This is a genomic window from Hymenobacter sp. 5317J-9, from assembly GCF_022921075.1.
Classification (GTDB): Bacteria; Bacteroidota; Bacteroidia; order Cytophagales; family Hymenobacteraceae; genus Hymenobacter.
Window position 1 is genome coordinate 35,775 of the sequence record NZ_CP095050.1, and the last position, 23,140, is coordinate 58,914.

A 23,140-nucleotide genomic window follows, 5' to 3' on the forward strand; every position below is an offset into this window, starting at 1 on the left:
CCATAACCAAAAGAAAAAAGGCCCTTGCATCGCTGCAAGGGCCTTTTCATTTCTACGTTGGAAGCGCTAGAAGCTCCACAGGTTGTATTCATACTCCACCAGGTCGGCAGCCGTCTGCTGAGCAGCCAGAATGCCTTGCTGAGCGCCACCGTAGATGTCGTCCAGACGGCTGTCGCCGGCATTCGACACTTTGGTGATGTAGGAGTTGAACAGCCACAGTTCGAAGGCATCCGCCAGGTTCTTGTGCTGCGCATCGTTCTCGGCGTTGAACCAGATGGCGTTTTGCGGGTTGGCACGGAACACCTTCACCAAGTCGCTGTACTTAAAGGTACCAATCGGCTTTTCAATGCCCGACACGTTCGTTGGCAGCGTCGAAGGCACCAGCAGCGTGATGGACTTGATGTCGTGATACATTCTCGACCGTTTCTTGTCGAAAATCATATCTTCTTTCACTTCCATCTCATACAGGTCTTTGGGGCGGTACTCGTTGCCTACCGGAGCCGGCGGGGTCGGAGGAGCTACAGCTACGGTTTCGTAGATGATTTTGCCTTTTTTGTCCTTCAGCGGCTTGCCATTCGCGCCCAACTTGGGCTGACGCTTCGTGGTAGCGGCGGTAGAGCCGCCGCTTTTCTTCGGCGCCGGGGCACCCCAGCCGTCATCACCGCCACCGTTGAGGTCTTTCTCGCTGAAACCAGCGGCCTTTTCCTCATCGCTCAGCTTCACGGCTTCGTCCACGTACGAGGCATTGCCCTGAACCTCCTGCGAAGTGTAAGTCGACGTCAGCGAGTCATTCTTGTAAGCCGTCAACTCGCCACGCTTCACTGCATCCAGGATTACGCGGCTGATTTCCTTGCCCTCCGAGAACATGGGTTTGTTCTGTTTCTCGCGCAGGTCCACTTGCCGCCAAATGCTCTTGCGGAACATCTGGTCAGAAGGCGGAATGGGGCGGTGCGAGCCCGTGCTGCTAGCCGTAGTGGCTTGCTCCTGGGCCGAAGCCGTCAGCGACAGCGACAGGCCCGCCGCAACTGCGGCCAGGGTGTGAATGGATTTCATATCGGGCAAAAGCAAATTAATTGTAGGATAGTTCGCTAACGTGGACAAGCCACAAATATTACAGCAGGGGGATATTAAACTGCTTGGAAACGCTCACCGGCTCGGTGCTGCCCTGGAAGTTCATGCGTTGCACTTCCTTCACTTCTACATAAAGACGGTCACCGTCACGGTAGGCATTCACCACATCGCTGAGGTCAGCCTGTGGGCCATTCACCGTTTTGGTAGCCAGTGCCGGGCGACGGCCGCGCACGAGGGTTACTTCGTAGCGGGTCACGCGGAAACGAGCATCGTCGGGCAGGAAGGTGGCAAAGCCAGCATCCGGCACAGCTTTCAGCGTCATCGAGCGCACGGCAGTACCCGGAGTGCCCTGCTTCTCGTTGGCCTCACGGCCGCCTACGAAGCACTGAATGGTGGGCTTGGGAATGGGGCGAACCTGGAAGGTTTGCGAACCAATGGCGTTACCGCCGCTGCTTACATTAAGCGTTACTTCCTTCGAATTCGGAATCAGCGTCACGTCGCCCGTTTTCGAACCGGGGATGGCCGAAGCACCCGAAGCCGAGAAGCTGGGCTTGTACTGGGCGCCCAAAGCGGGCACCGATACGTTCAGCTTGTTGCCGCACTTGAAGTACAGGGCCTGCACCGAAGCCGACTGAATCTGCATCACCGGCTTGGTGATGGTGTAAGGCACTTTCACCGTGAAAGTGGTGTCGCGGCCGTTCTGGTTGAAACGGATGGTACCCGTCCACGAAGCCTTGGCGTTGCCCGAAGCATCGAATGCGCCGGGACGGGCCGTAAACTCCACCTTGCCTTTGCCGTCCGGACCCACCGACAGCGGGCTGCCGTTCAGGGTCATGCGGGGGCTGATGGTCGAGGCCGAAGCCGTCAGGAACAGTTCGGCTTTGTACTTGGTGCCGGCAGCTACCGTGTTGGACTCGGCACTGGCGAAAGCGCCAATCTTGTCAAACACAATCGTCTTGGCACCTACTTTTTGAGCCAAGGCCGACAGAGCGTCAGCTTCGTATTTCAGCACTTCGGTTTCTTTCTGCGAGATGGTGGCCAGAGCGGCTACCACCGGGGTGTTTTCGAAGTTGAGCTCCGCGAAGTTTTTGTTCTTCTGGGCTTTCTCCGTCACGCGGGGGTCGTCTTTGGCATCGATGGCCAGCGGCGTAGCCGTGGGCACATACTGCTTGATGAACTCCGCGTACTCGTTCAGTTTCGGCTTCAGGCCCGTGTAGGCGATGCCGTTGTGCTTCTGACCGCCGAGCATGGTGATGGCTACTTTGTCTTCACCGCTCAGGTTAGTCATTTCCGGACCTTTGTTCTCGGTGGCCGTGAGCAGCTTCTGACGCACGTCGCGAAGGTAAGCTACCAGTTCCTTGGTCTTGGCACGAATTTCTTCGCTTTGCTTCAGCACGGCGAGGTCGCGTGCCTGGTTGTTGTTTTTCTGAACAGCAGCCTGAATACCCTTAACGGTACCATCGGCGCCGACCGAAGTCTTATCGTTGACGCCCAAGAGGCTGTCGTCGATGAATTTGAACTTCAGCAGAATCGCTGAGTTCACTTGAAGCGCCAGAAGAGCGGTTAGCACGAGGTACATCATGCCAATCATCTTCTGCCGCGGTGTTTCTTTTCCGCCTGCCATTATCTGGTTCCGCTAAAATTTGTGGAGAGGATGATAAAAAGCGCTTAGGCTTGGGCGCCGGCACGCATGGCGTTCAGCATGTTGCCGTACACACGGTTCAGCGAAGTGAGGTTGCCCGTGAGGTCGGCCACCTGCTTCTGGAACTGCTCGGTGTCTTTGCCGGCCTGGGTCATGTTGTCCATGGCCTTGCTGAGCGTGCCGTAGAACTGGTTCATGGACTTGAGGTGCGTGTTGGCATCCTGCAGCTCCATTTCATACACTGCGTTCAGTGCGCCCAGGTTCTTGGTCACGTTCTGCACCTGCATGTGGTACTCCTTGGCATCCGAAGTAGCGTTCGACATGGCCGAAATGGCATCCACGGTGTTGGAGTAGGCTACGTTGATTTTTTCGAGCGAATCGGCGGCCGAACGTACTTTCTTGGTGTACTCGTCGGTCACGTTGGTGGCTTCGCCCAGCTGCGACAGCTGCGAGGTAGTGGTGCTCAAACGGTTCAGGCCCTGACCAAGGCTCGAAATGGCTTCGGGGGTCACGTTGGCATTTTTCAGCATGTCGTCGAGCTTCATCGTCAGGCCTTTGGCCGAGCTGTCGGTCGAGAAGCTGTTGCTGCCGGTCGAGGGGTCGTAGCCTTCGCTCAACTCGGGGTATACCAGCGACCAATCGTGCTCTTTGGCTTGGGGCTGGAACGCGCTCAGGAAGAAGATAACGGCCTCGGTGCCCAGACCTACGATAAGCATGGTATCAGCACCGGCCCAGTGCTCAATTTTAAACAATGCACCGACGATAACAACGGCTGCACCGATGCCATAAATTTTGGGCATCAGCGTATCATAGAGAAAACTTCCTTTAGCTGCCATGAGAATTTAACGATTGAAAGGGGTTGAAGAAGGTGTTAGAAGGGGGAGGGTGGTGATGATAAGACTTGCTTATTAGTTGAGGGAGCTGTTCGTGCCCATGCCAATCTGAATCATGGAGCAGCGGAAACCGATGTAAGACCGCGCCGAATCCTGGTATTCAAAGTTGCGAGTACCCGTTTCGAGGAAATAAGCAATGTCTTTCCAGGAGCCTCCCCGCACTACTTTGCGCGGTTCGTTGTCGTCGGGGTTCGTGGGGTTCAGGTCCCATACCACCGGCACCGAGGCTTCCATGTAGGCGTCGTCGCACCACTCCGACACGTTGCCGGCCATATCGTACAGGCCGAAGTCGTTGGGGAAGAAGGAGCCTACTTCAGAAGTGTAAGCAAAGCCATCCGAAGCATAGTCGCCGCGGCCGGGCTTGAAGTTGGCCAGCATGCAGCCTTTAGTGTTGCGCAGGTACGGGCCACCCCAAGGGTAGGTAGCCAGGTCGCGGCCGCCGCGGGCGGCGTACTCCCATTCGGCCTCGGAGGGCAGGCGGAAGTTGGGGTCATTGGCGTAGCCGGATTCCTCACGCGCAGCGTTGCGGAACTTGGTGCGCCAGTTGCAGAAATATTTGGCGGCAAACCAATCGACGCCTACCACCGGGTAATCGTCAAAAGCAGGGTGCGTGTAGTAGTACTCGAGCAGCGGGTCGCCCATGTGGTAGGTGAAGTCGCGAACCCACACCGTGGTATCGGGGTACAATTCCGTCATCACGTACTCTTCGCCCAACACATCAAGCGAGTCTTGCTTGATGTTGTCCATAAACTGGCGGTACTCGTTGTTGGTAATCTCCGTTTCGTCCATGTAGAAGCCGGCGATGGTCACCTGCTTGTTCATGTTCACCATAGAGGCCGAAATGTCTTGGTCGGTTTGGCCCATGTGGAACGTGCCACCGGGGCAGGGCACCATGCCGTAAGGCACTTCCTGGGGAATAAAGAAGGGCCGGTCTTCAGAACCAACCAAGTCACCCGTGGGGCCTTTTCCAAAACACCCACCTAATAACGTCCCGGAGATAGCAAAAAGGGATAATGCTAGAAGCTTGTTCATGTGTGTTAAAATTCTGTTTTTAGATACCGATACCGCTAAAGTACATTTAGATGGGCTGGCAAATCTACACTGAATTAGGAAACTGTGCAATACCTAAGATTTGCTGCACACGACCAAATTCGGGGCAAACACGCTGAATAGCGCAAATAACTCGGTTAATCCGTTATTTATTTTGCGAAGCCGCCTAAAATTTATCCTAACTGAATAGGATAATGCTCATTCTGAGAGCTGAATGAGAAATAGGAAAATTAGAAGCTGTAACGGGGCGTGCGAATGGCCGGGCGGGTGTTCACCGTGGCCTTAGGCAAGCGGTAGGAGAGCATAATTTCGTGCGAGCTGAACGCGCGGGCATCTTGGTTGAAAGCAATAAAGTCGAAAGCGTAGCCCAAGCGTACGGCGTTGTCTTTGGCAAAGCTGATGCCGAGCAGGCCGGAAATGGATTCCTCGGTGCGGTAGTTGGCGCCTATCCAATATTTGTCGTCAATAGTGGCCCGAACACCGCCTTCAAAAGAGTAGTTCTTGGAGTTGCTAAATTTGCTGCTGCTGGAAAAATCGCCCGGCAGTACGGACTTCACCAGTACCGTCGGCGTCACGACAACGGAGGACGAGGCGTCGATATTGTAGCCGGCCGTAAAGTAGGCGTGGTTCTCGGCGATGTACTGGTTGGGGGTACCGCCTATCTTGCCGGTTTGCGGGTCCGGTATGCCAGCGCTTTTGAATGTGTATTTCGAACGGAGCAAGTTGTTCATGCTCAAGCCCGCGTAGAACTTCGGCGATTCGTACCACAGGCCCACGCCGGCGTCGAACTTGCTGTCGGAAGCGCCGCTGGGCACGTTCACGTCGTACTTATCGATGGCGATGTAGGTGCCTTTGCTCAGGTAAGTGTAGATGCCCTGAATGCCGATGCCCAGTTTGCCTTCGCCCAGTTTGATGTGCTGCGAGTAGGAAAGCGACGCGTTGGTCATTTTCGACTGACCTACTTGGTCATAATACACCACGGCACCCACGCCACCGCCGGTGGCCAGAATGGGCATGGAAGCCGAGAACAGGCCGGTCCGGGGCGAGCCGTTGGCATCGCCGAAGTTGCCGTAGTTGAAGTATTGATAGCGCCCAATCAGGTTGAATTCCCCGTACCCCTTAATCCCGGCGTAGGCCGGGTTCAGGGCCATGCCGTTGAAACCATAGTGGGTGAACTGAGGCTGCTGCTGAGCATACGCCGAGCCAGCTGCGGCCGCGAAAAAGAGGGTCGCGAGTAACGTTCCTTTCATAGGACAGGTGGTAACGGGGGGTGTGAAAGAAGAGGGAGGTGGAAGTTGGGTGGTTGCGAGCGAAAGACTCGCTTCCAAATGTAAGGGAAAAAGCGCGGCCAAAAAACTTGGACAAAAAAAACCGGGGCAAAGGTGGGTTGCTCCGGTTTTCAACCATTTACCTGAATCAGGCGTTGGGTTTGGCGTTTTTGGAATTGGGCTTGCCCACGTCGGGCTGGGCGTGCCGCCGGATGTAGGCCTCGATGGCTCCGGTCATGGACGGGGCGTTGGGGTGGGGCGCCTCGATGTCGAGAATGAGGCCCGCGTCGAGGACGGCTTTGGCCGTGGTGGGGCCAAATGCGGCAATACGGGTGCCGTCCTGCACAAAATCGGGGAAGTTGATGAAGAGCGAACTGATGCCCGACGGGCTGAAGAAAGCAATGCAGTCGTACTTCACCTCGGCCAGGTCGGACAGGTCGCTGGCCACGGTCCGGTAGATGACGGCTTCCGAAAACTTCAGGTTGTTGGCCCGCATAAACACGGGCAGGTCGTCTTTGCGAATGTCGGAGCAGGGGTATAAAAATTTCTCCCCTTTGTGCTTTTTAATGACGTCGAACAAGTCGGCGGCCGTGCGCTCGCCCACGAAGAGCTTGCGCTTGCGCAACACGATGTACTTCTGCAGGTAGTTGGCGGTTTGCTCCGAGATGCAGAAATACTTCATCTCGGCGGGCATCTCCAGCTTGGCTTCCTGACAGATGCGGAAGAAGTGGTCCACGGCATTGCGGCTCGTGAAAATCACGGCCGTAAAATCCAGGATGTTGATTTTTTCGCGCCGGAAGTCTTTGTAAGACACCGGCTGCACTTCGATGAACTCGCGAAAATCGACCTTAATGCCGTACTTCTCGGCAATGGCGAAGTAGGGAGAAACGTCGTTGGCGGGCTTGGGCTGGGTAACCAGGATGCTGCTGATGCGCTTGGCATGCCGGCCTGTGCCCGGCTTATCTGCACTCTCGGCCATACAGGAAGGAAAAGGGTAATGCTAGGACAATAAGAGGAGTAGTATGCACGAAGGCAATTTGAGAAACCAGGTCCAATCAGTACGTAAAGACAATAAGTTTGAGCAAAACCAATAAAGGCAGTACTTCAGTGGCGCAAAGGTAGGCAAACAAATGGAGATTCAGCAGGGAGGCATATTGGTGCAAAGTGTGGGCCACGCGCAGCACCGTGCCCACCAATACCACCGCAATGGCGGCGCTGGCGGCCCAGGCCACGGCCTGCGGGTAGCCGCTGTTGAGGCTGAGGTAGAGCAGCAGCACCACGGGCAGGAACAAGCCCGCCAGCAAGGTGGTGCGCAAAAACTCCCGGTACTGCACGTTGACCAGTCCCTGCAGCCCAAAGGTGTATGCTAACAGCGCCACGTACACATACTTACCAAACACAAACACCGTGATGACGCCCGCGTAGAGCAGCACGCGGGCCACGATGGCGGTTTCGGGCACGTCGAAGAAGCGGCGCAGCAACGGCAGGTTCTGCAGGTCGGTGTGCAGGGCCGTGAGGAGCAGCGCAAACGAAAACGCGAACAGCACCACCAGCAACAGGTTCAGGAGCGAGAAGGCGGGCTTGGCGAGAAAGGCCTGCTGGTCGGCACCGCTGCTGAAAAGCTCGTCAATCTGGAAAATGCGGGCCAGACCGGGCTGGTAAGTGGCGCGCACGGCCCCGTAGGACAACCCCAGCACCAGCAAGAATCCCAGGTACACGTTTTGTCCCTGCGGGCCGGGCACCCGCGGCTGGGCCTGCCCCGCGCGCGCTTCGGCCCGGCCGGAGGCGGCGCTACTGGCGCTCACGCCCGAAAACGACGCCAGCGCCGGCGAGCCATCGGGCTGCCACACGGCCAGCAGGTGCGTGCCCGGCGCCAGCTGCGCCGGCAGCAGCTGCGCCAAATCGAGGGCGTAGGTGGTAGCCGACTTAGCGTTGAAGATGAGTTGATTGTCGAGAAACAAACTCAGCCCCGGCTGGGCGGCAAACGACAGCGGGAAGGGCTGGTTGCGGCTGATGCGCACCCATTGATAGTAAGTATGCGCGGGCTGGTGGTAGCCCGGCAGGTAGAAGATAAGCCGGTTGCGCGCGGCGTCGTGAATCAGCCAGTCGGCCGACAGCGAGGTGGGCGTGGCGGGGGGCAGTTGCCGGTACTCGCTGGCTTGGGCGGGGCGTGCCATGCCGGCCAGGGCCAGGCACAAGCCCCACGCCAGCAGCCAGCAGATGCGTCGCGCACGCCACATAGTCAAGCCGTTATCTGCCGCTTTCGGTGGCCAGCAGCTGCCGGCGGGAAATGCGGCTCTGGTAAACTCCGAAGAAGATGCTCAGCAGCGCCGAGAAGCCGGCCAGGGCGGCAATGAGAATGGTGTTGCCCAGGTGAGCGAAACGAATGACGAACAATATCACCAGCACGTTGAGCAGGCCCAGCAGCAGCACGGTGCTGATTTGCTGGAAACCCATGGCCAAGATGCGGTGGTGAATGTGGTTTTTATCGGGCGAAAAGGGTGAACGGCCCGCCAGCATGCGCAGCGAAAACACCCGTAGGGTATCGAACAACGGCACAAACAGAATGCCCACTGCGACGGAGGGCGCCGCCGCACCAAAGGGCTGACCTACGTGCAGGCCCATCTCAATGAACTGAATGGCCAGTACCGACACGATGAAGCCGCACACCAGCGAGCCCGTGTCGCCCATAAAAATGGGCGCCCGATGGAAATTATAGCGCAGAAAGCCCAGCAGCCCGCCAATGAGGCAGAGCGCCACGTACGCGTAATTGCTGAAGTACGGCCCGCCGTACTGGTAGAAGTAGTAGCCAAACGTGCCACAGATTATCAAGACGATGGTGCCGGCCAGGCCGTCAAGGCCGTCGATGAGGTTGATGGCGTTGGTGATGCCCACGATGACGCCCAGGGTGAAGGCATAGCTGACGCCCACGGGCAACGTGCCAACGCCGAAAATGCCTTGGAAGCTGGTGATGCGGACGTCGGCCATTATCATCACGATGCCCGTGGCCAGGAGCTGGCCCACAAACTTTTTGGCCACCGACATGCCCACCAAATCATCCTTCAGGCCCACAAAAAACAGGATGATGCAGCCGGCCAGCAGCTCTTTTACGCCATTTTGCAGGGGCGCGAAAATGGTGAGGGCCGACATGAACCCGGCGAATACGGCCACCCCGCCCAAGCGTGGCGTGAGGGACTGGTGTACGGTGCGCCCGTTGGGCGTATCGAGCATGTTTTTGAGGTGGGCAATGTAGATGATGGACGGCACGGCGAACAGCGACACCAGCAACGCCCACATCCACGACAGACCCAGCGGAATATCGAAATGACTCATATATAATAGTTTACAATCAATGGCTTACACTTCCCGGAGGCAGCTTTTTTAGCTGTGCAGCACCCCGGTTTGGTCGAGTAGGGCAATGTGAGTGAAGTTATCGGGCACGATGGAATCGGGCACGAAGATGAATTTTTTGTCAAAAATCTGGGCGCCGTGGTAGTAGCTCACCCAGTACTGATTGTTGAGGTGAAACAACGCCGGGTCGATGGGCTCGACGGGCACGGCCGTGCGGGCGCCCACCTGCTCAAATACGTAGCGCAAGGTGGAGGTGCGCACTTTCTCCCCGTCGGGCTGCTGGCCGTAGCCGTTGGCGTTCACGATGACGTTTTGCAGCGGAAAATCGTTGTGGTTGAGCAAGTACACTTGCCACAGGGGCTGGCCGTCGGGGGTCAGCGCGCCGCTGTCGGGAATGATGGCGACCGAAACGCCTTCTACGGGGTCGAAGGAAATATCTTGTTTCACAGCTTATGCATTGGGGTGGGCGGCCGGGGCCGAAGCCGTGGCGCCCAACAGGTCCAGCAGGTGGGGCAACAGGCGCTCCTGCACGTCGGCCACCGACACGGCCACGCCCGGGCCCACTTCCCGGGCCAGCGAGGTAACGGCTTTGTCGGTGATGCCGCAGGGCACGATGTGGCCGAAATACGACAGGTCGGGCGTTACGTTGAGCGCGAAGCCGTGCAGGGTGACCCAGCGGCTGCACTTCACGCCCAGGGCGCAGATTTTACGGGGATTGGGGGCGCCTTCCTCCCAGTCGAGCCACACGCCGGTGAGGCCGGCAATGCGGCCGGCATTCAGGCCATACCCGGCCAGGGTGCGGATGACGGCCTCCTCCAACATGCGTAGGTACCAGTGGATGTCGGGGCGAAAATTGTCGAGGTCGAGAATGGGGTAGCCCACCAGTTGGCCGGGGCCGTGGTAGGTGATGTCGCCGCCGCGGTTGATGCGATGGAAGCTGGCGTGGTGGGCCGTGAGGGCGTCGTCGTCGAGCAGCAGGTGCTCGGGCTTGCCGCTTTTGCCCAGCGTATAGGTGTGCGGGTGCTCGCAGAGCAACAGGTGGTTGGGCGTGGGCTGCTGCGGGGTACCAGATGTTTCGGCCGCGCGGTTTTGCGTTTTGATGGCCAGCGTGCCGGCCATCAGCGCTTCCTGCAGCTCCCAGGTGGGCACGTAATCCACGAGGCCCAGGCGGCGCACCTCCACCGTCCGGTTGGTGGTGGGCTGAACGCCATCGGCGCCAGGGGCGTCGTACGGCGGTGCCGGAACCTGTTCTACTAAAGAAGCCATGAGCAAGGGAAATGTAACGGGATGCAAAGGTACTAAGCACGGTAGGCATTGGCTTGCGCCCGCCTTCGGTTAGCTTGCGGCGGCTGGCACCAAGAGCTCAACAGACCGGCTGCTTCCGCTTTTTTCCCATGGCTCACGCCCCGCACGAATTAGGCCAGGCCGGCGAGGCCGCGGCAGCCGACTTTTTTCTGGCCCAGGGCTATGAGGTGCTGGCCCGCGGCTACCGCCACGGCCGCGCCGAAGTCGACCTAGTGTTGCGCCAGGGCACGGCCCTGCTAGTGTTCGTGGAAGTAAAAACCCGGTCATCGGGCCAATTCGGTGCCCCCGAAACCTTTGTTTCGGCCCGCAAGAAGGAGCTGTTTCGACTGGCTGCCACCCATTTGCAGGAAGAACTCGACTGGCGCGGTGACATCCGCTTCGACATCGTAGCCCTCACGCTGCTGAGCCAGGGTTTTCGGCTTGAACACTTTGAAGACGCCTTCTATTAGGCCCGCGCTTACTTTTTGCGGGGCGCAACCTTGGGGGCAGCTTTGGGCACGGTGCGGGGCGTGTAGCCGGGGCGGCGGGTTTGGCCGGGGCGGTCCTCGGCCTCGGGCTGGCCGCGCTTGTCGAGGTTCTTTTCCTTGTCGTAGATGAGGGTGGCGTTGCGGTTGTACTCGCGGATGAGCTCGGGCTCGGTCACTTCGGGGTCGTAGCCAGATTCAGCATATTGGTATTCGTAGTGACGGCGACCACGGAAACCCCAGTATTTAGTCCAGATGCCCACACGCTTGCCGTTCTCGAACTGGCCGCGCCAGTCGGGCTGGCCGTTGACGAGGAATTTGGCATAATCTCCTTCGAGCTTGCCGTTCACGTAGGGCACCACTTCGTTGACTTTGCTGCGGTCTTCGCCGTAGTAGCTCACGTTGGCGTCGCGCGGGAAACCCATTTCGTAGTGGGTCTTCGTCAGCAGCACACCATTTTTATCGAAGGTTTCCCAGCGCAGGTGTTTGGTGCCCAAGGCGTAGTAGCCAGTTTCGAGCACCTTATTGTTCTGCAGCACCTTGTAGGGTCCATGCAGAATCTTGAGGTTGGCGGCGTCTTCTTCCACGGCCGCCAGTTTGAGGATTTTGTGCTTCTTGGTATCGTAGTAGTAGTGCGCCGGCGCGTAGTCGCTCAGCACTTTGGGATATTTCAGGAAGTAGAAGATGGTAATTTTCTGATTGCGGCCTTTGGGACCGGTCTTCACGAAGGCCTTCTTCATTTTCTCGCCCAGGAAGACGTTTTTCGGCTTTTTCTTGGCCTTGCGCTGGGTGTCCTTCTCCGCATCTTTGGCAGCTTTTTCCTGCTCTTTGGTGAGCACCACTTTGCGGGCCGTGCTCAGCGAAGGCTTCCCGTTCAGGGTATCGCCGGGGCGCGTGAGCGTGTCGGACACCAGCGCGATGGGCTCGTCGGGCGTGCTTTTGAAGGACACGGTTTTGCGCGTGCACGCCCACGGCAACAGCGTGAGCGCCAGCAATAAAACACCCAGAAAACGCAGCGGCCGCAGCCACAAACGAGATTTACGCATGAAAAGCACCAAATAATTTCGCCGCATCAACGCAAATGTAGGACGCTTTGGTGCCCGCGGGGAAGGGAGATGGAAAGGATGGGAGATGGAAAGATGCGTAATACGTCCCCTTCTTCCCTGCTTCCATCTCCCCTACCCTGCTTGCACTTCCCGCGTGGCCAGGTCGAGGTGCTGGCCGGCTACCATGAGGTGCATGCGCAGGTTGTGGCCGCTGATGACCTGGTCGTCCGGCAGTTGGGGCAGGTTGTTGTGAGTGGCAGCGGCGGCGTCTACTATCACCACCGCTTCTTCGCCAAATACCTCGGCGGGGTGGCCGGCGCGTATCACCAGGCCGGTTTCTTCGCTCAGGCCGACGCCCAGCAGCGTGGGCTGCGCCAGCACGGCGTGCATGAGCCGCGGGTAGCGCCCACGCTCGGCAAAGTGCTGGTCGAGCAGCACGCCCGGCAGCAGGCCCAGGCCGGGCTTCACGTCGACGTGGCCCGCCAGCAGGCTGCGCCAGCCGTGGCCGTTCACGAGCATGAAATCGGCCATGGCGGAGGCACCGGCGCTGGTGCCGGCCACGATGAAGCCGGCTTCGGCCTGGTACTTGTGCTTGAGAATGGCCAGAAATTCGGTGCCGAGCAGGAAATCGGTGATGCGTTCCTGGTCGCCGCCGCTCATGAAGACGAGGGCGGCGCGGCGCAGGCGGGCGAGGGTAGCGGGGTCATCGGCGGGGTTGTTTTCGTCGACCTGCAGGTGGCGCACGTGGGGGCAGCCCAGCTGGTTCCAGGCGTGGGCGTAGGCGGCGGCGGTGCGGGCGGGCTGGCGGCGGCTGGCCGTGGTGAGCACCTCAATGGGCGAGTTGCGGTCGGGCAGCAGCCGGGCCAGCAGGGCCAGCATGGGGTCGTCGTCGCCGCCGCCCAGCACCACGAGGGTGCCCAGCGGCGCGGCAGCATGCAAAATGGAATCGTCGGGCATCGGCACGGGTTTGGAGAGGCAAGATAGAACCGTTGATACGGGGGAAAGCACCTTTTGCCGAGGAGCTGAGCGCGGTCCACTGGCAGCAAGCCGCCACAAGGTGCTACGGCCGAGGTAATGCCCGCGGGCCCAACCGCTTTTTTATCGTCGCCAGCTTTGGGCTTGCCGGCCATTTACTGGCGGGTTTCGCGCTACTTTTGCACCGCAATTTTCCGTTCCCCAACCCCGCTTGCCTAGCGAAGCACCTCCGCCCCTCTTTACATGCAGCCGCAGACCGTGGAAACCATCACGTCCCTGATTCAGGAGGGCGAGTTTTTTAAGCTTAAGCAACTACTCCGCGACTTTCAGCCCTCGGAGCTGGTGTCGCTCATTGAGGAGGAAGAAGACCGGGAGCAGCTCATTATTTTCCGGCTGCTGCCGCTGAAGCTGGCCACCGAGGTGTTCGAATACCTCGACCTGGAAGTGCAGAAGCACTTTCTGGAAAACCTGGCCCAGGACAAGATGGCCGACATCCTCAACGAGATGTCGCCGGATGACCGCACGGCCCTGCTCGAATTTCTGCCCGCCAACTTCGTGGCCGAGCTCGTGCAAAGCCTCTCGGAAGAAGAGCGCAAGGTGACGCTGCAGCTGCTGGGCTACCCCGAATACTCCGTGGGCCGCCTGATGACGCCCGATTACATCGCCATTCGCGAGAACTGGACGGTGCAGCAGGTGCTCGACTACATCCGGCAGCACGGCGGGCAGTCCGAAACGCTGAGCATGCTCTACGTGACCGACGCCCACGGCGTGCTCATCGACGACATCCGCATCCGGGAGTTCCTCCTCACGGCGCCCATGGCGCGGGTGCGCGACCTCATGGACCGCCGCTACGTGAGCCTCGTGGCCAACCAGGACCAGGAAGAAGCCATCGATATTTTCCGGCGCAACGACCGCAACGCCCTGCCCGTGGTGTCGGACCAGGGCATTCTGCTCGGCATCGTGACCATCGACGACATCCTGAGCATTCGGGAAGAGGAAGACACCGAAGACATTCAGAAGTTCGGCGGCTCCGAAGCCCTCGACGAGCCCTACCTCACCATGCCGCTGCTGCGCTTGGTGCAGAAGCGGGCCGGCTGGCTGGTCATCCTATTTCTGGGCGAGTTGCTCACGGCCTCGGCCATGCAGTTTTTCGAGGGCGAGCTGCAAAAGGCCATTGTGCTCATGCAATTCGTGCCCCTGATTATCAGCTCCGGGGGCAATTCGGGCTCGCAGGCCACGTCGCTCATCATCCGGGCCATGGCGCTGGGCGAGTTCACGCTGGGCGAATGGTGGCGGGTGCTGCGGCGCGAGATTATCACGGGCCTGCTGCTGGGCCTGATTCTGGGTCTGGTGGGCTTCGGGCGCATTGCCATCTGGCAAAGCATCACGCCGATTTACGGCGAGCATTGGGCGCTGGTGGCCCTCACGGTGGGCGTGGCGCTGGTGGGCATCGTGCTATGGGGCTCGCTGGCGGGCTCCATGCTGCCGCTGCTGCTCAAGCGGCTGGGCCTGGACCCGGCCACGTCGTCGGCGCCCTTCGTGGCCACGCTGGTCGACGTCACGGGCCTGATTATCTACTTCTCGGTGGCGCTGCTGCTGCTGCGGGGCACGCTGCTATAGGGCCGCCACGCCAGGGCACAGCCACCGCCCCGCGTGCGGCGGCGTTACCGGCGCTTAGTCCAGCTTGCGGCGGTTGGCTTTCTTGTCGCTGTGCAGCTTTTTGCCTTCGAGGCGCTTGCGTACGGCGGCTTTGCTGGGCTTGGTGGCCTTGCGGGGCTTGGGGCGGCGCAGGCTTTTCGTCAGCAATTCGTGGAAGCGGGCCAGGACGATTTCCTTATTGCGCAGCTGGCTGCGGTCGTCCTGCGCCGTGACGAGGAGCAGACCCTCGGCCGTAAGCTGACCACCCAGCTTCTCCAAAATCAGCTCCTTCTGCGCTTCGGTCAGCACCTGCGACTCGCGCAGGGGAAAGCGCAGCTCCACGCGCGACTCCACCTTGTTTACATTCTGCCCGCCAGGCCCGCTGCTGCGGCTGGTCTGAAAGGTGATTTCGGGCAGGAAAGCGTCGACGGGAGGTAACATGGGGTAAAGAACGGTCATGCAGAGCGCAGCGAAGCATCTCGCGTGCTACCGCTAATCCTTTCGATTGGATTACCTACAGCACGCGAGATGCTTCGCTGCGCTCAGCATGACCGTTCACTACATGACGTTCTACTTTTCCAGCAGCATGGCGCCGTAGGAATAGCCGCCGCCGAACACGGTGATAATCACCTTATCGCCGCCTTTCAGCGTGTCCCACACTTCAGCCAGGCCGATGGCGGCGCCGGCGCAGCCCGTGTTGCCGAGGCGCTCGATGTTGCTCACGGCGCGGGCGGGGTCGAGGCCCAGTTGCTTGGTCACGTTCTTGGAGATGCGCAGGTTGGCCTGGTGCGGAATGAGGTAGGTAAGCTGCTCGATGGCAATGGCGTGCTTGTCGAGCAGCTGCTGGGTCACCTTGGCCATGTAGATGCAGGCCTGCTGGAAGACGTCGCGGCCGAAGGGCATCACAATGCCGCGCTCCACGGGCTTCAGCGTCACCGACTCGTCGGCTTTGCTCACCGGGGCCGCGCCGCCGGTGACTACCTCGGCAATGCGCAAGTCGCCGGGTGCGATGCGCTCCTTGCTGATGAGCAGGGCCGCGGCGCCGTCGCCCCAGAGGTGGCCGGCCATGGTGTCTTCCTCGTTGTTGTAGGCGGTGTTGTGCTCGGTCACCACCACCACGGCACGGGTGGCTTTGCCCATGGCAAAGTAGCCTTCCACGATTTCCACCGCGTTGAGCAGCGAAGAGCAGGCCGAGGAAATGCTGACCGTGGGAATCTCGTTCACGTTCAAATCCCGCTGCACAGCGTGGGCGGCCGTGAAAATGGTGTCGTGCGGCGTGTAAGTGCCCACCACAATGAGGTCGACGCTATCGGAAGCAAAAGCGGGGGCGGCGGCGAAAGCCGCGCGGGTGGCGGCAATGGCCATGGTGTTGGCATTTTCGCCGGGGGCCGCTTTGCGCCGCTCCTGAATGCCGGTGCGCTCAATTATCCACTCGCTGGCCAGGCCATTCAGGCGGGTGAAGTGAGCATTGGTGACGACGGCCTCCGGAAGGTAGGACGCCACATGATGAAGGTACACGGACTAGGGTTGGATGGGGAAACGCAAACGCGCCTTGCGGCGGGCACAAAGGTACGGCCCCCGGCCCGCGGCGGCCGGCCCCAACCGTCCAGATGCCCGAATTTTACACGCAGAGCCACTTCCCGCCCCTAAAACTCCACGTGCAGCCGCACCGCCGCCACGTGCACCGGCCCGCTGCGGTCGCGGTTGTAGCCGGGGTTGATAACCAGTTGGTAATCGGGGCTGATGGAGGCGTGGTAGCGCGGCAGGCTGAAGCTGTAATACACCTCGCCAATGCTTTCGAGGCCGTAGTTCAGGGCGCCGTCGCCCACGATGAAGCCATAGCCGCCGGCCGCCAGGTAGTCGCGGTGTTCGGGGCTGAGGCCGTTCACCACCACGGCGGCGCCTAGGCGGTCGTCGGGCCGCTGCCAGCGGGCGCCAGTGCTCACCAGGCCCAGGCTGGCGCTGTGGTCGATTTCGGTGAACGCCCAGGTTTCGTAGCGGCCGTCGTTGTAGCTCAGGCGGGCAAAGAGGCCCACGTTTGCGTTCAGTTCCTGCTCAGCATTGAGCGCGAAGCCGGTTTTGGTGCGGCCCGGCGCCCGAAACAGGGCCACGGCCGAGGTGTCGGTGTGCAGGCGCGGGTTGGCGGCGGTGGCGGCGCGGTAGTCGCCCATGGCCGCTACGTTGCGGAAGGCCAGCGCCCGAACGGTGCCCTGGCGACTGCCCAGGTGGTAGTGCTTGGTCAGCTCCAGGGTTTCGGCGTGGGCGCTGCCGTAGTGGAAGTCCAATGTGGGGCCGTTGGCATAGGTGGGCTCCAGCGTGGAGGCGAAGCGCAGGGCAAAGGCGGGCGTCACGTACTCGAGCACGCCGCCTACGGTGTAGCCGCGGGTGTTGGCGGCGTAGTCCCAGCCGCCGGCGCTCATCAGGCCCCAGTTCAGGAACTGGGTGCGGGGGTCGTGCGAATAGCTGTTCTGGTCAAAAAAATCAGCCACGCTGAACTTTCCTACATTGACGGCAAAATAGCGCTCGGGCCGGGGGCCCGCCAGCTGGTTGAGGCCGTCTTCTTCTTCCACAGTGCCGGGCCCCAGGGCAAAAGTCTGGCGCAGGTAGAGGCGGGCCAGGTACAGCACCGGGTCGGCCACGCCGATGCGGAAGGTTTCGCCGTTGGTGAAGCCGGCAATGCCGCGGGCACTGCTCAGGCCGCTGCCGCCGGCCACTTCGGGATTGAAATACACGGCCGCCCGCTTCCACAGCCGCCGCCCAATGAAGAGCGTGGACGTGAACGAGAGTTTGGCCGATTCGCGGTCGGCCAGGCTGTAGTCGCCCGAATACGGCGTGTGCAGGTCGCTGTGCCACTGGTCAATCAGCGTTTGCTGGAAGTGAAGGCTCCAGCCACTGCGCTCCCCGGGGGTGTCGTTGGGGTGATGCGTGGGCTCTTGCGCAGAGGCGGCATTCGGCGGGTTGTGGGGCGTGGTGGTGCTGGGCGGCGTGACCTGGGCGCGGGCCTGCCCCGCCAGGAGCAGCGCCCCCGCAAGCAGAGGTAAGGAACGTTTCAGAAGACGAAAACAAAGAGGGCCAACCGAAGCCGCCCGGGATGAGACGCCGAACCTAAACCGCCACGCATGTGGGAAACATGAAGCCTGACTGTTGCTCCGCGCGCCGCGTCAGTTTTTCTGCGTAGCGGGCAGTCCGGCCACGCCACAACCGCCTGCCCGCTCCAGATACTGCAGCCCCCAGCCCAGCAATTCGGCAAACACGGGCCGCACGCGCTGGCCCTGTTCGGTGAGGCTGTAGTCGACGCGCGGCGGCACCGTCTGGTGCACGGTGCGGGCCACAATGCCATCGGTTTCCAGTTCGCGCAGTTCCTGAATGAGCATCTTCTCCGTGATTTCGGGCATCAGCCGGCGCAGCTCACCGTAGCGCCGCGGCTCGTCGAGCAGGTAGGACAGGATGAGCAACTTCCACTTGCCGCCCAACACGTTGAGGGTGGTGCGCACCGGGCACGTCAGGGTGCGCTCGGCCTCCGAGGTGCTCCAATAGGCTTCAGCCTGCTGCTGTTTGGTGGGTTTTGGCATAAAAATTATTGTGTTGATTATCAGCAATTATTTCTTTTTAGTGAGCACCCTACTTTTTCGTAGGTACTTGCGAAAAGCAAAGGTAGGCCTTCACCTTTGTTCCGCCGCCGGGCAACGCTGCTTCGGCCTCATCAACTTAACTCATGGCTAAGAAAATCACCGTATTGGGCGCCACGGGCAACATCGGAACGGCCCTTGTTCATCACCTCATCGGCCAGGGCCATCACGTCACGGCGGTGGCCCGTCCCAGTGCCCGCCTCGACGCCCTGCAGCAAGCGGGCGCCACTACCCAAGCTGGCGACGCTCACGACGTGGCCTTCCTCACCGAAGCCCTGCGCGGCGCCGACGCCGCCTTCCTCATGATTCCGCCCAACGTCACGGCCCCCGACGTGCTGGCCCACATGCAGCAAATCGGCGAAGCCACCGCCCGGGCCGTGCGCGACGCCGGCGTGCGCCAGGTGGTGCACCTGAGCAGCATCGGGGCCGAGCAACCCGCCGGCACCGGCCCCGTGGTGGGCCTGCACCACCAGGAAGCCCGCCTCAACGCCATTGCGGGCCTGGCGGTGGCGCACCTGCGCCCGGCCTATTTCATGGAAAACCTGCTCGCCAACGTGGGCATGGTGCAGCACATGGGCATCATCGGCTCGGCCACGCGGCCCGACGTGGCTTTCCCCATGGTGGCCACCCGCGACATTGCCGCCAAAGCCGCCGAGCTATTGGCCGGTCCGGCACTGGAAGGACAAACCGTGCACTACCTGTTGGGCCCGCGAGATTATTCCATGGCCGAGGCCACGAGCATTCTGGGTCAGGCCATTGGCCGGCCGGAACTGCCCTACGTGCCGTTTCCGTATGCCGACGCCAGACAAGGCATGGTGGGCGCCGGCCTGAGCGAGAACATGGCCGACCTCTACATTGAAATGACCCAGCATATCAACGAGGAGAAGTCGATGACCAAGGGCCCGCGCACGTCCGAAAGCACCACGCCCACCACGCTGGAAGCGTTTGCTCAGACGGTGTTTGCGCCAGCTTTTGAGGGGGCCACGGCCGGAGCGACGGCGTAATCAGAACGCTCTGCTGAACGCAAAATGCAGCACGTCATGCTGAGCGCAGTCGAAGCATCTCTACCGCAATAGTAAATAATTACTTCCTCGGTAGAGATGCTTCGACTGCGCTCAGCATGACGTTCTTATTTTCTCGCTTTTTGCTCTGCATAGCATTCTTCCAGTCGCGCAGAGGCAGCCCTTACACCCTACTTTTGCCGCATGCCTTTGCTTCATCATCTCGACCAGGGCCAGGGCCGGCCCCTGGTCATCCTCCACGGCCTGTTTGGCACCCTCGACAACTGGCAGAGCCTCGCCCGCCGCTGGGCTACCGAAGCCGGCCTGCGCGTGGTAAGCGTGGATTTGCGCAACCACGGCCGTTCCTTTCATAGCCCCGAGCACTCCTACGCCCTCATGGCCCAGGACGTACTGGAGCTGTTCGACCACCTCGGCCTGGGTGCCGACGTGACGCTGATGGGCCACAGCATGGGCGGCAAAGTGGCCATGCGCCTGGCCCTGGACCACCCCGAGCGGCTGGCCCGGCTCATTGTGGTCGACATTGCCCCGCGCTTTTCCGACATGGAACACCAGGACGACATCCTGGCCGGACTGCAATCTGTGGATTTCACTACTTGCACCAACCGACAGGAGGCCGACGCCGCCCTGGCCAAACACGTGCCCAACGTAGGCACCCGGCAGTTTCTGCTCAAAAACCTGTACCGCAAGGAAGACAATACCTTTGCCTGGCGCATCAACCTGCCGGTGCTGGCGGCCCAGTTGGCGGCCATCGGCGAAGCCACCACAGCTCCGGCGCCATTTCTGAAACCGGCTTTGTTCATCCGGGGCGGCAAGTCCGACTACATCACCACCAACGACAAGCTGCACGGCATTCCGGCCTTGTTTCCGAACTCGGAAGTGGCCACGGTGGTCGACGCCGGCCACTGGGTACACGCCGAAAACCCGGAAGAAGTATTCGGGCTGGTGAAAGCGTTTGCGCGGCAGTAGGACGGGGAGGCACGGCAGGTAAGAGGTGGGACAGCAAGCTATTAGGAAAGCTCGTGCTTTTCAGTACCTTGCCGGGGCAAGCTTTTTTGCAGCCCTCATCCCTTTTTCAGCTGCCCATGAAAAACTTCTACCCCCCCCCCCCCGCCGCCAGCGGCTGTTTTGGCTGTTAGCCATGTGTAGCTGGCTGACCGTGGGCCAGTCTTCGGCCCAAACCCAATCTGCCGTGGCCGGGGGCCCCGGCCCGGTCATCAACTGCACGCCCACGGTAAAGGCCAGCCGGACCGATATCTGCCAAGGCGGCTCGGCCGTGCTCACGCCCACCATTCCGTGCGCCGCGACCACCTACACCTACGCGTGGTCGCCGAATCAGAACCTGTCGGCCACCACCGGCGCCCAGGTGGTGGTCAGTCCGCTGGCGACCACCACCTACACCGTGACGGCGACGCCCGCCTCGGGCGCGCCAGTGAGCATGAGCGTGACCGTGGTGGTGAAGACCAACTGCTGCCAGTACAGCTACTCGCCGGCGCCGCCGATAGTAGAGTTGGGCCCCTACTACACCGCCGACTTCACCCAGCCCCAGTACGGCTACGGCGACCCTTTCCGCTACGACTTTTCCTCCACGCCGCCCACGCCGCGGGCGCCCGGCACCTACTTCCACGTGGCACGCGGCACGCTCACCCTCAACAACAACGAGTTTCACCTGCCCACGGGTGGCGTGCTGCTTATGGAAGCCGGCGCCGACGTGGTGCTCGACGACGCCCGCCTCTACTTGGAGGGGGGCACCATCACGGCGGCGTGCGACGACATGTGGGGCGGCCTGGTGCACCCCGGCAATGGCCACGGCGTGTACGCCAACCCGTGGGCACGCTCCCGTCGCGCATTATGCACAGCAAGAACGGGCTGGACTACACCCGCGACCCGCTGGCCTCGCCCAACACCCCGTACCTGTTCCTCGACGGCGTGGAGTTTCTGCACAACTACCGAAGCCTGGGCCTGAACCTGGACGGCACGGCGGCCACCGCCAACGACTTCGTGCGCAACTGCCGCTTCGACTCCGACCCCCTGGCCATGAAGGCCCCGTACCAGGCCAGCGGCACCACTTATTGGTACACCCAGCAGCACGTGGCCGTGAGCGGTGACTTTCGGGCGGCCAGCTTCATAAACAACGACCTGCGCCACGCGATGCTGGGCATCAACCTGATTGACGTGGCCTCCACCCCGCCCCACATGCGGGTGGAAGCCAGCCGGTTTAGCGACCTGTACCTGGCGGCCGTCACGAGTGGCCACCAGGTGGCCGTGTCCGTGCCCGGCTCTTTCGAGGTGCGCGGCAGTCAGTTCACGTTTCCCACGGCGGCGGCCTTGCCCGCTACCCCCCAGGTGAGCCAGACCCTGGCCGCCAACCAGTCGACCCTGCACGCCAACGAAACGGTGGGCGTGGGCGCCCAGGCCGTGCCCGCCACGATAACGGGGTGCACCTTCGAGCAGCCCGACCCCAGCCCCTACGCCACGTTTGCCTACGCCAGCTACCGCCCGCGGCAGGTGGGCCTGGCCAGCGAGTACCTGGTGCAGGCCCTGGACAACACCTTCCTGAACCTGGCCGTGGGCATTGCCCAGGTGCTGCCCGGCGGCCAGCAGACGGAGGTGCGGGGCAACTTCTTCGGCGCCTGCGAAAAGGGCTACGCCCTGCTCAGCGGCGCCGGCAACAGCTACGCCAGCTGCAACACCTTCGCGCGGGGCGTGCCGGCCAGCACGCGGGGCGGCGTGAGCTACGGGATTTACAACGAAAGCGCCTCGACGGTAACGCTGAGCAATCCCTCACCAACGCCTGGCAACTCCACCAGCCCACTTCTCAAGAATTTATTTGATGATGCCGGTTCTGGCAGCACTGGTTTCTATGCGCTGTACAATGCGAACACCGGCGCTTCTTTGGACTACCTGACTTTTAAGGATTATAGCGCACAAATTTCTTCCTTGGTTAACGCGCCCCAAGTTCAGTTAACCGCTGCAAATGCGACTCCCAATTATCAAGGAACGCAAGGGATGCAGTGCGCTCCATCAGGGCCTAATGGATTGCAGCGTACCGCAAATGGCAATTCCCAGCCGACTGTAGTGCAACCTGCAATGGCGCAAAACGCACCAAACCCTGCGCGCGGCTTTACCACTATTACTTATCAACTCCCCAAGGCACCCCAACGTGCCGAGTTGGTTGTCCGTCATGCACTCGACGGGCGCATAGTTGAGAAAAAACTGCTGGTTCATAACACAGTCCAGCTTTTGCTCGACGTTCGTGCTTACCAGAGCGGCACGTACTTCTATACGTTGGTTGTTGATGGGCGCCCTGTGGCAACCCATCGATTGGTAGTGGAATAGTTGGTTCTTATACCATGAGATTTCATGTGTTAGTCATTCTAGGGGTAGCCCTTAGCATGACCACAAGCGCCCAACCCACGCAAGTTTGGCAACGCGTGTTTGGCGAAGCACCCTCGGTCCAAATTGCGGTGACACAGCTAGCACAGCCGCGTTTAAATAAGGTAGTGGGGGTTGGAAGCAGGTACGTGCGGGCAAACGGCACCGCGCCTTTTTACAATACAGTCAGCGTCTGGATTTTCAACAACCAGGGCGACACCCTGAGCAGTAAGCACTATCCGTTGCTGAGTGGCTCGTACGCCAATTGTTTGTCCCTGGCAGGCGGCGATTTGTTGTTGACGGGCTACGCCGATTCAACCTCGGCAGCGAACGTAAGCAACACGAGCCCATTTTATGTACGGGCGGATTCAACGGGTGCTTGGCGGGGCCTGCCTCATTACCTGCCCGAATATC

General features: G+C 60.7%; 22 protein-coding genes. 6 read left to right on the top strand and 16 right to left on the bottom strand.

The window, feature by feature from the left end:
- Positions 1-66 precede the first annotated feature (66 nt).
- The 10 genes from gldN to lipB all read right to left on the bottom strand — a co-directional run bounded on the left by gldN (position 67) and on the right by lipB (position 10,541).
- Positions 67-1,053 (bottom strand): gliding motility protein GldN, encoded by a 987-nt coding sequence (gene gldN / locus MUN81_RS00140; protein WP_245114394.1) that lies wholly within the window; start codon positions 1,051-1,053, stop codon positions 67-69.
- Between the two features lie 58 nt (positions 1,054-1,111).
- A complete protein-coding gene (gene gldM, locus MUN81_RS00145; protein WP_245114395.1) occupies positions 1,112-2,695 on the bottom strand; it encodes a gliding motility protein GldM in 1,584 nt (527 codons plus the stop codon).
- A 44-nt stretch (positions 2,696-2,739) separates the two neighbouring features.
- Positions 2,740-3,513, bottom strand: coding sequence for a gliding motility protein GldL (gene gldL, locus MUN81_RS00150; protein WP_245114396.1), 774 nt, complete (start codon positions 3,511-3,513; stop codon positions 2,740-2,742).
- A gap of 108 nt (positions 3,514-3,621) precedes the next feature.
- Positions 3,622-4,638 carry an SUMF1/EgtB/PvdO family nonheme iron enzyme gene (locus tag MUN81_RS00155; protein ID WP_245114397.1) on the bottom strand — a complete coding sequence of 339 codons (1,017 nt, stop codon included), beginning with the start codon at positions 4,636-4,638 and terminating at the stop codon, positions 3,622-3,624.
- Positions 4,639-4,886: 248 nt separating this feature from the next.
- On the bottom strand, positions 4,887-5,906 hold the full coding sequence (locus MUN81_RS00160) for a PorP/SprF family type IX secretion system membrane protein (protein ID WP_245114398.1): 1,020 nt from the start codon (positions 5,904-5,906) through the stop codon (positions 4,887-4,889).
- A gap of 166 nt (positions 5,907-6,072) precedes the next feature.
- Positions 6,073-6,903 (bottom strand): uroporphyrinogen-III synthase, encoded by an 831-nt coding sequence (locus MUN81_RS00165; protein ID WP_190926677.1) that lies wholly within the window; start codon positions 6,901-6,903, stop codon positions 6,073-6,075.
- Between the two features lie 76 nt (positions 6,904-6,979).
- Complete coding sequence (locus tag MUN81_RS00170) at positions 6,980-8,164, bottom strand: DUF4271 domain-containing protein (RefSeq protein ID WP_245114399.1); 1,185 nt, start codon at positions 8,162-8,164, stop codon at positions 6,980-6,982.
- Positions 8,165-8,174: 10 nt separating this feature from the next.
- Positions 8,175-9,257, bottom strand: a complete 1,083-nt coding sequence (locus tag MUN81_RS00175) for an MraY family glycosyltransferase (protein WP_245114400.1) — start codon at positions 9,255-9,257, stop codon at positions 8,175-8,177.
- Between the two features lie 48 nt (positions 9,258-9,305).
- Entirely contained in the window at positions 9,306-9,722 is a 417-nt protein-coding gene (locus MUN81_RS00180) for a hypothetical protein (RefSeq protein ID WP_245114401.1), read from the bottom strand.
- Between the two features lie 3 nt (positions 9,723-9,725).
- Positions 9,726-10,541, bottom strand: a complete 816-nt coding sequence (gene lipB / locus MUN81_RS00185; protein ID WP_245114402.1) for a lipoyl(octanoyl) transferase LipB — start codon at positions 10,539-10,541, stop codon at positions 9,726-9,728.
- 128 nt (positions 10,542-10,669) lie between these two features.
- Between lipB and MUN81_RS00190 the strand changes: the two genes are divergently transcribed.
- Positions 10,670-11,029, top strand: coding sequence for a YraN family protein (locus tag MUN81_RS00190; RefSeq protein WP_245114403.1), 360 nt, complete (start codon positions 10,670-10,672; stop codon positions 11,027-11,029).
- Positions 11,030-11,037: 8 nt separating this feature from the next.
- Here the strand turns inward: MUN81_RS00190 and MUN81_RS00195 are convergent, their stop codons facing one another.
- Positions 11,038-12,090 (bottom strand): hypothetical protein, encoded by a 1,053-nt coding sequence (locus MUN81_RS00195; RefSeq protein ID WP_245114404.1) that lies wholly within the window; start codon positions 12,088-12,090, stop codon positions 11,038-11,040.
- Positions 12,091-12,222: 132 nt separating this feature from the next.
- Complete coding sequence (locus tag MUN81_RS00200) at positions 12,223-13,047, bottom strand: cyanophycinase (RefSeq protein ID WP_245114405.1); 825 nt, start codon at positions 13,045-13,047, stop codon at positions 12,223-12,225.
- 261 nt (positions 13,048-13,308) lie between these two features.
- Between MUN81_RS00200 and mgtE the strand changes: the two genes are divergently transcribed.
- Positions 13,309-14,685 carry a magnesium transporter gene (mgtE, locus tag MUN81_RS00205; RefSeq protein WP_245114406.1) on the top strand — a complete coding sequence of 459 codons (1,377 nt, stop codon included), beginning with the start codon at positions 13,309-13,311 and terminating at the stop codon, positions 14,683-14,685.
- Positions 14,686-14,739: 54 nt separating this feature from the next.
- Here the strand turns inward: mgtE and arfB are convergent, their stop codons facing one another.
- The 4 genes from arfB to MUN81_RS00225 form a co-directional block, all read right to left on the bottom strand.
- Positions 14,740-15,144: an alternative ribosome rescue aminoacyl-tRNA hydrolase ArfB gene (gene arfB, locus MUN81_RS00210; protein ID WP_245114407.1), complete on the bottom strand. Its 405-nt coding sequence runs from the start codon at positions 15,142-15,144 to the stop codon at positions 14,740-14,742.
- A 129-nt stretch (positions 15,145-15,273) separates the two neighbouring features.
- Positions 15,274-16,221, bottom strand: a complete 948-nt coding sequence (locus MUN81_RS00215) for a ketoacyl-ACP synthase III (RefSeq protein ID WP_245114408.1) — start codon at positions 16,219-16,221, stop codon at positions 15,274-15,276.
- Between the two features lie 128 nt (positions 16,222-16,349).
- Positions 16,350-17,756, bottom strand: a complete 1,407-nt coding sequence (locus MUN81_RS00220; protein WP_348533179.1) for a carbohydrate porin — start codon at positions 17,754-17,756, stop codon at positions 16,350-16,352.
- Positions 17,757-17,864: 108 nt separating this feature from the next.
- Positions 17,865-18,275 (bottom strand): helix-turn-helix domain-containing protein, encoded by a 411-nt coding sequence (locus MUN81_RS00225; protein WP_245114409.1) that lies wholly within the window; start codon positions 18,273-18,275, stop codon positions 17,865-17,867.
- Between the two features lie 143 nt (positions 18,276-18,418).
- Between MUN81_RS00225 and MUN81_RS00230 the strand changes: the two genes are divergently transcribed.
- From MUN81_RS00230 to MUN81_RS00245, 4 genes are all read left to right on the top strand, one after another.
- Positions 18,419-19,336 carry an NmrA family NAD(P)-binding protein gene (locus MUN81_RS00230; protein WP_245114410.1) on the top strand — a complete coding sequence of 306 codons (918 nt, stop codon included), beginning with the start codon at positions 18,419-18,421 and terminating at the stop codon, positions 19,334-19,336.
- 201 nt (positions 19,337-19,537) lie between these two features.
- On the top strand, positions 19,538-20,320 hold the full coding sequence (locus tag MUN81_RS00235) for an alpha/beta fold hydrolase (protein WP_245114411.1): 783 nt from the start codon (positions 19,538-19,540) through the stop codon (positions 20,318-20,320).
- Between the two features lie 172 nt (positions 20,321-20,492).
- The gene (locus MUN81_RS00240; RefSeq protein WP_245114412.1) at positions 20,493-21,317 is read left to right on the top strand and encodes a hypothetical protein; all 825 of its coding nucleotides are present in this window, start codon (positions 20,493-20,495) and stop codon (positions 21,315-21,317) included.
- Positions 21,203-22,690: a T9SS type A sorting domain-containing protein gene (locus MUN81_RS00245; protein WP_245114413.1), complete on the top strand. Its 1,488-nt coding sequence runs from the start codon at positions 21,203-21,205 to the stop codon at positions 22,688-22,690. The genes MUN81_RS00240 and MUN81_RS00245 overlap by 115 nt, the downstream gene beginning before the upstream one ends.
- Positions 22,691-23,140 lie beyond the last annotated feature (450 nt).